At 45.4% G+C, this 10,000-nt stretch carries 7 protein-coding genes; 4 read left to right on the top strand and 3 right to left on the bottom strand.

What is annotated here, in order from left to right; all coding sequences use genetic code 11:
• Window positions 1–927, bottom strand: a 927-nt coding sequence (locus LDL40_RS00910; RefSeq protein WP_300992778.1) for a tetratricopeptide repeat protein, incomplete at its 3' end; no start/stop codon positions are given.
• A 136-nt stretch (window positions 928–1,063) separates the two neighbouring features.
• Complete coding sequence (locus LDL40_RS00905; RefSeq protein WP_300992776.1) at window positions 1,064–3,850, bottom strand: TonB-dependent receptor; 2,787 nt, start codon at window positions 3,848–3,850, stop codon at window positions 1,064–1,066.
• A gap of 485 nt (window positions 3,851–4,335) precedes the next feature.
• Between LDL40_RS00905 and dinG the strand changes: the two genes are divergently transcribed.
• Genes dinG through LDL40_RS00885 form a run of 4 tightly spaced genes read left to right on the top strand, consistent with a single transcriptional unit; the run spans window position 4,336 to window position 8,688 of the window.
• Window positions 4,336–6,387: an ATP-dependent DNA helicase DinG gene (gene dinG / locus LDL40_RS00900; RefSeq protein WP_300992774.1), complete on the top strand. Its 2,052-nt coding sequence runs from the start codon at window positions 4,336–4,338 to the stop codon at window positions 6,385–6,387.
• Window positions 6,388–6,389: 2 nt separating this feature from the next.
• The gene (locus LDL40_RS00895) at window positions 6,390–7,169 is read left to right on the top strand and encodes a TSUP family transporter (protein WP_300992772.1); all 780 of its coding nucleotides are present in this window, start codon (window positions 6,390–6,392) and stop codon (window positions 7,167–7,169) included.
• A complete protein-coding gene (gene priC / locus LDL40_RS00890) occupies window positions 7,166–7,756 on the top strand; it encodes a primosomal replication protein PriC (protein WP_300992770.1) in 591 nt (196 codons plus the stop codon). Before LDL40_RS00895 ends, priC begins: the two co-directional genes overlap by 4 nt.
• Window positions 7,729–8,688, top strand: coding sequence for a histone deacetylase (locus LDL40_RS00885; RefSeq protein WP_300992768.1), 960 nt, complete (start codon window positions 7,729–7,731; stop codon window positions 8,686–8,688). The genes priC and LDL40_RS00885 overlap by 28 nt, the downstream gene beginning before the upstream one ends.
• Before the next feature lie 114 nt (window positions 8,689–8,802).
• On the opposite strand, the gene LDL40_RS00880 is transcribed toward LDL40_RS00885, so the two are convergent.
• Window positions 8,803–9,906 (bottom strand): tryptophan 2,3-dioxygenase family protein, encoded by a 1,104-nt coding sequence (locus LDL40_RS00880; protein WP_300992766.1) that lies wholly within the window; start codon window positions 9,904–9,906, stop codon window positions 8,803–8,805.
• Window positions 9,907–10,000: the final 94 nt, after the last annotated feature.

Genomic DNA, 10,000 nt, shown 5'->3' with positions numbered 1-10,000 from the left:
TGTTTGTTGTTGCGCCAGATACAGGTCGGTGATCTGCTCTGCTTTTTTCATCGCATTTGCCTTAATCAGCTTCTGTATATAAGGCCCATACAAATGCAGTAACTGTGGCTGTAGTTTTAAGATCTGTTCGTAGTGACTAAAGCAATCGTCTTCACCGGCCAGCCATCTGAAATCTGCCAGTAAATGGTACAAAGACGCCTCGGTCGGAAACTGCTGTAATAAGTCTCTGACTTGTGATATCGCAGTTTTTATCTCTCCGGCTAAATAGCAGATTGTCGCGTACTCACGTTTTAACGCCAAATCAGCCGGGTTAATAGCCACAGCTCTACCTAATTGCTCAAGCGCAAATTTGTACTTTCCCTGATGCCTCAGCGTGATTGAGTACATAAGCCATAATTTCAACTGGGCGGGTTGTTCGGCCACAGCAGTTTCCAATAGCTGCTCTGCATCCGCCACTCTGCCGCTTTTTTCAAAAGCCTGCGCCAGAGCCAAAATTGCATCAGGATGTTTTGGTTTTAAACTCAGCGCCTTTTGTAATAGAGGAATAACTTCCTGTACTTTACGCTGTTCTTGCAGCAACAAAGCTGCATTGTAATGAGCGTCAAAATACTCAGGCTGCAGCACAATAGCGCGGCGGAACAAAGTTAAAGCTCTTGTTTCCTGCTTGAGACGCTTGAGTAAATTTGCGAAATTATTTAACAGCTCTGGATTGTCAGGCTGTAACTTAAAAGCATATTCAAAAGAATGAAAAGCATCCTGATCCAGACCTAACTTACGCTCTGTCAGTGCTTTTAAATGCCATACCTGCACGTGATCCTTATGACGTGATGCCAGGATCTGTAAAAGCCGGCTAGCTTGCTGGTATTGTTGGCTCTGATAAAAGCCTAAGGCCTGTTGCATTAACTGAGCGGAATCTAACTGTTTCATCACTTCTTATTTATCGCAGTCTGTTTTTATCAGTCTAGGTTTTACCACAAAGAACCGTCTTGCGGCAGATCATTTTTATGCCGTAATAAGGTAAAAAAAAACCAGCCATAAGGCTGGTTTTTTTCAGTAGTTCAGCTTAGAACTTAGCTGATACACGAGCATACCAGTACTGACCAGCAGTATCGTATGACGCGTTCAGAGTGTTCATATCGCCGTAGTCAGTTACATATGGTGGTTTCTTATCAAGTAAGTTACGAGCACCTAATGTAAAGGTCATGTTGTCGTAGTAGTAGCTACCTTGTAAGTCGTTATACACAACTGTACCAGTGCTATCACTAGTGTTGCCTTCTGTTGGAGTTAACGCATCAACACCTGACATAGAGCGCATCATCCAGGTTGCAGACCATGCATCTGTAGTGTAAGACGTTGTTAAGTTAGCACGTAACTTAGAGAACGCAGCCGGGCTGGTTTCCCATTGGTCTTCTGCATACTTACCAGCATATTTCAGCTCAGCTTCACCTGCGAAAGGTACGTATGAGTAGTTCTCTAAGTAAGTACCGTCTAAACGTACTTTCAGACGACCTGAACCTAAATCGAAGCTGTAAGATGTATCGAAGTCAACACCAGAAGTTTCGAAAGTTGACAGGTTAGCGTTAGTAACCAGAACACCAGAGATAGCACCTAAAGCGTCACGACGTGGTGAAGTTGGGTGCGGAGCTGCCGGAGTTGGTAACGCGCCAGGACCAACCATCAGAGCACACAGCGGGCTAGAGAAGTTTGCACTTTCATAACAGGCTGTAACGATGTTGTTAGTACCAGCAGTACCGATACCGTTAGTGATTTCAATGTCGAAGTAATCTACTGCGAAGCTGAAGTTATCAAACGGCGTGTATACGAAGCCCATAGTTAAGCTTTCTGACTCTTCAGGAGTCAAATCTGGGTTACCACCAGTTAAAGAACTAGCCTGGTTAGACGTCAGAGTGAAGTTACCTGGTAAACCTTCAGCAGCACAGTTTGCTTTCACGTTTGCAGACTGAGTACCAGTTGCATAGTTAGTACAAGGTTCTGCGTAGTTCAGGTTTGACTCAGCTTGAGGAGCATACAGTTCAGAGATGCTTGGAGCACGGAAACCGTCAGCTTTAGTAGCACGTACTAATAAACCATCAAAAGGAGTCCACTCTAAACCTAACTTGGTGTTAGAAGCCGCGCTCAGGAAGTTGTAGTCAGTACGACGTACAGCTGCAGATAAGTTCAGGCTTTCAACCATTGGTAAGTCAGCCAGTAACGGAGCGCTTAATTCTAAGTAAGCTTCGTTCAGATCGTATTGACCTTCTGTCTTCTCACCTACTACTGAGTAGATTTCGCCGATGATAGCAGCGCCGTCTGGCTGGTTCAGGTAATCTTCCCAACGTCTTTCAACACCAAAAGCCCACGCAGCTGGACCTGCTGGTAATTCGAAGTCACCAAAGTCACCGCTTAAGTTAGCCTGGAACTGCTTAGTTACACCACGAACTACTGGTGAGTTTGGCAGGAAAGCGTAATCGATCATTGCATCAGTTAAAGTACCGGCTTTGAACGGGTTCCATAAACCTGGGCAAGCTGCATCAGCCGCACAAGCAGTAGGGTTAGTTAAAGTCAGGAAACGTTTAGGGTTAGCACGACCGAAGTCAATACGTGAATCTACATAACGAGCGTAGTTAAAAGATGTATCCCATGACCAGTTGTTTTCGAAGTCACCTTCGAAACCAATCACCATACGGTAATCAGAGAAGTCTTGAGTAAAGGCACGACCACCAGTTTCGAATAAACGACGGTTTACTGTAACAGCAGTAGGAGTTGCTGCATTACCGTTGATATCAAAACGAGTTGGGTTGTCCGGGTGATCAGCAGGAACTACTTGTCCCCAGAATGTACCTTCAGCGCCCATTAACTGGTTAGATTGACGGTTAGTGAAACCAGCTTCAGTGAAAATACGAGTGCTGTCAGTTAATTCATAACGGCCAGAACCGTTGATGCTGAACACTTCCTGTGGAGTAACCATGTAGCTTACAGCTGCATAGTTGAAAGTGTCTGCGCTTGTCAGCTTACGGTTTAAACCAGTCACAGGGTCAACGATCCAGCTTGTAGAACCACCGGCACCTGAAGCTGTGTAGTAGTTACCTGGAGCGCTAGAACGCCACGTACCGTCAGCACCAGTACCTGAACCCACACATTCAACACCGCCTTCGCCATCATCTGCGTAAGCACAAGCTGAGAAGTCACGGTCACCTTGAGAAATAGGCAGACGCTTGCTGTATTCTAAAGCAAGAACAACGTTACCTTTTTCACTGGAAGCACCAGTAGTCACAGAGAACTTGTAAGTCTCACCATCGCCTTCACCAGTCATATCAGTTTGAGCGCTAACTTCTGTACCTTCGAAGTTAGTTTTGGTGATGAAGTTAACAACACCAGCGATAGCATCAGAACCGTATACAGTTGAAGCACCGTCACGCAGAACTTCTACACGTTCAACAAATGACAGAGGAATAGAGTTTAAATCGCTTGAAGCAAAACGGCGGCCGTTGATCAGTACCAGAGTACGACCTGAACCTAAACCACGTAAAGACACAGTAGCATTACCAGCACTACCGTTGTTTACGTTAGAACCTTGAGCTGCACCGTTTACTGCTGGTAAAGACTGAACGAATTTTTCCAGAGTAACGTGACCAGAAGCTTCGATATCAGCAGCAGTAAATACTGTGATTGGGCTTGCAGACTCTAAGTCAGTACGTTTGATACGAGAACCAGTAACTTCAATCCGTTCAACATCTTTAGCTTCTTCAGCTTCTTGTGCATTTACTGATCCCGTGAATGCAGCTGTAGAGGCGGCACCAAAAGCAACTGCTAAACGCACTGCCTTTGATAATTTATTATTTGTAAACATGTTTTTCTCCCTGGACCACTATCTAGTGATTCTATTTTTACGATGACCAACCTTTACGGCGATTGGAACTCCGAACTTTTCGCAATCGAGGTGGACCCCGAAAACAACGACCCGATAATAAACGCAATTTTTCAACATGGTCAACAGCTTTTACGGAACAAATTTCCATTGGTGTTGTCAACGACCCCGACAATCTAATCATTTTTAAGCATAGATGGTTAATATACTGGGTGTATTTTTAAAATACATCGATATTTAACCCCCAAAAAGTTCATTTATCGCTCAAAATCAGACTTCATTTTAACCAATTTTGCCTTTTTACTAATTTCGTCGCTAAAATTTGTAAACTTAACTCCACGACTCATAAGTCAAATTTTTTCATTTATTCGCCGATAAAAACCGCCCTTTTTATCGGTAAAGTCATTATTGCTATCAATTAAAAGCTGACTTATCATGAACCCCTGTTTTTTTATCCAGATGTTTTAATGCTTACTGATGCTCTAAAAAGTCAAATTCGTGAAATTCATCAGCAGCTAAAAAGCAATCTGACGAATTACCAGCCTCGTCCCGGCCAGAACAAAATGGTGGCAGAAATTGCCAATACCCTGGCAGGCAGTTACCACAACTACGACAGAACCTTATTAGTGGAAGCGGGAACAGGGACAGGTAAATCGCTGGCCTATTTAATGGCGGCTATTCCCTTTGCATTAAAGCATAAAAAAACTCTGGTGATAGCGACCGCCACTGTAGCGTTGCAAGAACAACTGGTGCAAAAAGATTTACCTTTTTTTCTAAAGTACAGCGGGCTGAAATTTGAGTTTTGTCTGGTAAAAGGTCGTCAACGCTATGCCTGCATTGAAAAAATCCGTCAGCAATTGCAACAGCCTGATTTATTACCTTTATTTCAAAGCACGGCGCCAGCATCTTTACTACAGCAGTTACTCAGCAACTGGCAACAAAGACATTGGCTGGGCGACAGAGACAGCTTAAAAGAGCCTATTGCTGATGAACACTGGTACGGCATAGCTTCGGATCCGGCACACTGCAGTAAAGCCAACCCCGCGCACCATCAATGCCCTTTTCATTTAGCCCGAGCCGAAATTGAAGGCAGTACTGTATTAGTAGTCAATCATGCGTTGTTGCTGGCAGATTTAGACGCTGGCTCGCAAATACTGCCGGAACCAGCGGAATGCATTTATGTGATAGATGAGGCTCACCATCTACCCGATAGTGGTCGCGACTTTTTCTCAGCCTATGCCCCACTTCATTTTCCCACTCAGTATCTGGAGAAACTAAAGAAGACGACTCAGCAACTCGCTGGTGTGTTGCCACAGCACGGCGCTATGACGGAAGTATTAAAACTGGATGAGTATGTTGCAGACTTCTTAAAACAACTCAAACCCGTGCAGCATCAAATTGAGTTGAATCAGAGCCTTTGGTTTGCCAAAGAGCCACATTACCGTTTTGCTGATGCGGTCTTACCACAGGCCTTTGAGTCAAACGCAGATCAATTAGCCGAGTTAAGCGGTAAAGCTTTATCTGCAGTGGAAAAATTGCAACAGTTCTTATCCGAAGCCGCCACTGAACATAAAGTTGCACCTAAGCTGGTGCTGCCGCTGCAATTTGAACTCACGGCCATAGAACACAGATTAGAGCAACAATCAGAACTCTGGCGTTTGTATTCAGTGCCACAGCAAAAACATGTGAATCAGGCACGTTGGGTCACTCAAGATCAAAAAGAGCATCAGCAAAGCAGCGCTTATGCCAGCCCTTTGTCAGTCAGCTTTTTACTGGACGATTTATTATTTAGTCAGGCTTTCGCTACAGTGCTCTGCTCTGCCACCTTAACTACCCTCAATAGTTTTGACTACATCACACAAGAACTAGGCCTTGCGCAGCACCCCGGATTGAAAACATTAAAAGTTGACTCTCCTTTTGATTATCAAAACAAAGCCAGTTTGCTGTTAGCCAAAATGCTCACTGATCCCAGCAGTGATGCCTTTACTGACGAGCTAATTAGCAAACTGCCACAGTATCTGCAGAAAAAAGCTGGCAACCTGGTGCTATTTGCCTCCTACTGGCAAATGCAGAAAGTAGTAGAAGCACTGCGCGCTAAAGGCTGGTCGTTTTTAGTGCAGGGAGAAGCATCCCGTCAGTCCCTGCTGGAACTGCATGCGCTGAAAGTCAAAGCTGGCGAAGGCAGCATTTTATGTGGCACCCAAAGCTTTTCAGAAGGTTTGGATTTACCCGGGGCTTTGCTTACGAATCTGGTGATCACTAAATTACCTTTTGCAGTACCCTCTTCCCCCTTAGAAGAAGCGCTGTCGGAGGCTATTACCAAACGTGGAGGCAATCCTTTTTTGCAAATGACGGTGCCAGCAACAGCACGAAAACTGGTGCAGGCCTGTGGTAGACTGCTGCGGCAGGAAATGGACCATGGCCGTATTGTAATTTTAGACAGACGCTTAGTGACCAAAACTTACGGCAAGGCAATGCTGAAAGCCTTGCCCCCCTTTTCACAAACTATTGAAGAGTAAAGATGGAATTAGGTTTAGACCTTTGGGTAGTAGCGGCTTTATGTGCGGTAGCTTTAGTGGCAGGTTTTATTGATGCTGTAGCCGGAGGTGGAGGTTTATTGACAGTACCTGCGCTACTAACCGCAGGTTTACCCCCCCACCTGGTTCTGGGAACAAATAAACTGGCTGCTACTTTTGGCTCTATTACTGCTTCAGTCACCTATTACAGGCGTAAGCTTTTTGATCCGGCCTACTGGCGCACAGCTTTGATATTCACCGCTGTTGGCGCAATATGTGGCACTTTGGTTGTGGATCTAATCAGTAAAGAATGGTTGGAGCGTATTATCCCGTTTTTTATCGTGATAGCCGCCTTGTACAGCCTGCTGGTAAAAATGCAGCCAGACGACCAATTGACCTTACCAGAGCAAACCTCTGCACATTTCTGGCGACAAAGAACTCAGGGCTTTAGCTTAGGTTTTTATGATGGCCTGGCCGGTCCTGGGACGGGTTCATTTTGGATGGTGTCGACTATGGCACTGTATAAAATAAACTTGCTGTTGACCAGTGGTGTAGCGCGTTCGATGAACTGTGTCAGCAATGTATTTGCTTTAGTGACTTTTGCCTGGTTGGGTCATATTTATTGGGCCTTAGGGCTAGCAATGGGCGCTTGTTTAATGCTCGGCTCCTATTTTGGTGCCCGTTCAGCCATTCGTTTTGGCAGTAAGTTTATCCGGCCACTGTTTTTAACTATGGTATTAGCTATTACCGCCCGCTTGTTATGGCAAGCCTGGAGCAATGGATGAAAGACTTATTGGCTGCGCTTGAGCAACAACTCAAACAGCTGATTGTGCAAGCCAAAGCTATTGATGGCAAACAAAGCAACTGGCAACAAAAAGCCTGGTTTGACAGTGATTTGTTTCAATCTCATTCGCCTTTTTTAACCGACTATGTGCTCGAAGCTGAAACCATGCTCAAGCGCCTCAAAGCAAGCACAGAACAGCGAACCAGCTCAGCTCAGGCTTTAGCGGCCAAACTCAGCGCGCAAATTCAGGCCTTAAGCCGTGCCTTTCAAACCAAAGACTTAAGGTATTTACCCGGCAAAGGCAAGAAGCGCCCCGCCTCTCCCAATGCCTCAGAACAAGCTCAGGCGATGGTGGGACAATTACGCCGCTCTACTCAGGAGCTTTATCAGCAACTGTCTGAGTATCAGGGCTTTGAAAGGCGTCTACTGGATATGCTGGAACTGGAACAGCGCCAGTTATCCGGAGGTTCAGCGGACACTAGTGCAGACAGAGTATTGGCTATTCACGCCCGATTAGGCCGGTGTCGCAAAGCCATTAGTGAACTTGAGGTAGAAATTCAGTGGTCCGAACAAAACCGCCGGGGCTGATTTATCATCCTATCTATAGCCAGCTCGAACTGCCCTATAAGCACCGCTATCCGATAGGTAAATATCAGGCGCTATATCAGGCTTTGTTAGAGCTGGGTGTACCCTCTGAATACTTCACTTCATCTGAAATCGCCAGTACTGAGCAGTTATTATCAGTGCATCAGGCATTTTATACAGAGCAGCTTATCTCTGGTCAGCTCGATAGCAAGGCCATGCGACGTATAGGTTTTCCCTGGTCAGAGCAATTAGTTACCCGTTCTTTAACCTCTGTAGGTGGCACAGTAAAAACGGTTCAACTTGCTTTGCAGCAAGGTTTAGCTTTGCATTTAAGTGGTGGTTATCATCATGCATTTGCCAGTGAGGGCAGTGGTTTTTGCTTGTTTAATGATTTAGCTGTAGCAGCACGCTACGCCTTAACTCAGGGTGTGGATAAAGTGCTGATTTTTGATTGTGATGTGCATCAGGGCGATGGCACTGCCGCGATTTTTGCCGATGAACCTGCTGTAGTTACCGCTTCATTGCATGGTGAGAAGAATTTCCCTGCCCGTAAGCAACAGTCAAGCTGGGATTTAGGTTTGGCCACAGCCTGTACCGATGACGAGTATCTGGCAGCAGTCACACAAAGTCTGGATTATTTGTTACGCATCCATCAGCCGGATTTAGTCATTTATGATGCAGGTATCGACATTCATCAGCAGGACGATTTGGGGCTTTTGCATATTAGTACAGCGGGAGTAGCAAAGCGGGATTGGTATGTGTTGAGCGAATGCCTCAACAGGGGTATTCCGGTGGCAGCTGTCATTGGTGGGGGTTATCAGCGTGATCTTGCTGCATTAACACAAATTCATCTGCAATTGTTTTATGCGGCCTTCAAAATCAGCGGTGTGTCATTACCAAATACAAACCGCTGGTTTCATGCCCTGCGGACCTGAATTGAAAGACTGTCGGGTTGCAGTGGCCGCGGCTTGTCCCGGCCCGTCAACGGGCACCGCGGTATCAATAGAGGGGCGAGGATAAACCCTGCCCCTACATTTTCATCGCCGATACTAGACCTGCTGCGCACCTGAGAAATAGAACCCCAACTGTTTGCGCACAGCGAAAGGCAGTTCAGGTAAATCCGATTTTGGCAGCAGGAAGGTAGCCATATGGAATAAATCGGTGAATATACGGTTCTTTTCTGTGGTGCGTTTTAAATAATCATGACCCGAGGAACCACCAGTGCCAATTTTAGTCCCCAGCATACGCTGCACCATCATGGCGTGTTTATAACGCCATATCGTCATATTTTCATCGATTTCAGTCAGACAGGTCAGCACCTGGAATGGCAAGTTAAATACCGGCTCTTCCTGATACAAAGTAATAAACAACGCTGCCAGCATAGCGCGCTGACTTAAGCGGAAGCTGCCTTGTTGCTGTAATTCAGCGTATTTATCTTTGTCGAGCAAAGCGGCGAATTTGGCTCTGGTATTGATAATTTCTTTCAGCTGCATTTCGCGTTCATGTTCAGCAATCTGTTCTATCGACAACACAGTGCTTTCGTCTTCATTCAGCATGTTTTCAGTCGCGCTCTGGTACATCTGCCAGAAGCTGAAATCGCCAAATTGTAAAAATGGCATACGCTCCAGCCATTTTTCTATTTGCTCAAACAAACTTGGCTGAGTTTCCAAGCCTTCTAAAAACAACCGGTCTTTTTCATTTAAGCGGCTGTAAAAGGAGTTTTTGTCAAAGTCGATGCGATATTCACTTTTTAAACCCAAACCAATTTCCAGCATTTTAAACTGCACACTCTGAAAACCTGAAGCCGGCACCAAATAATCGCGGAAGGACATAAAATCCTGCGGCGTCATGGTTTCCATCACCCCAATTTGCTGGTTCATTAACTGCTGAATAGTGATCACGCGTTTGAGTTTATGCACCACACCTGTCAGTTGCTGGTCTTTAACTTCATCAGTGGCAAAAACAGCTAACACGGCCTTGAGTTCATGCAGTACTTGTTTAAACCACAATTCATAGACCTGATGTACCACAATAAATAAAGTTTCATCATGAGCTTCATTGGCATACTTCGCGCTTTCCGGTGCCTGAGCTGTTAAAATTTTGTCCAGTTGCAGGTAGTCACCGTAGTAGCAAGGGGTTGTATTCTTTTGCATTTTCTTAATCTTAGGTCGAAGCCTGTTGTTTTGACCGCACTATTCTAACAGGCGGACCTGAAGTTAACATCTGCTGGTAGCGTTTTATAACTGA

It is taken from the genome of Rheinheimera sp. (assembly GCF_020217005.1).
Classification (GTDB): domain Bacteria; phylum Pseudomonadota; class Gammaproteobacteria; order Enterobacterales; family Alteromonadaceae; genus Pararheinheimera.
This window is presented reverse-complemented; position numbering and strand designations above follow the sequence as displayed.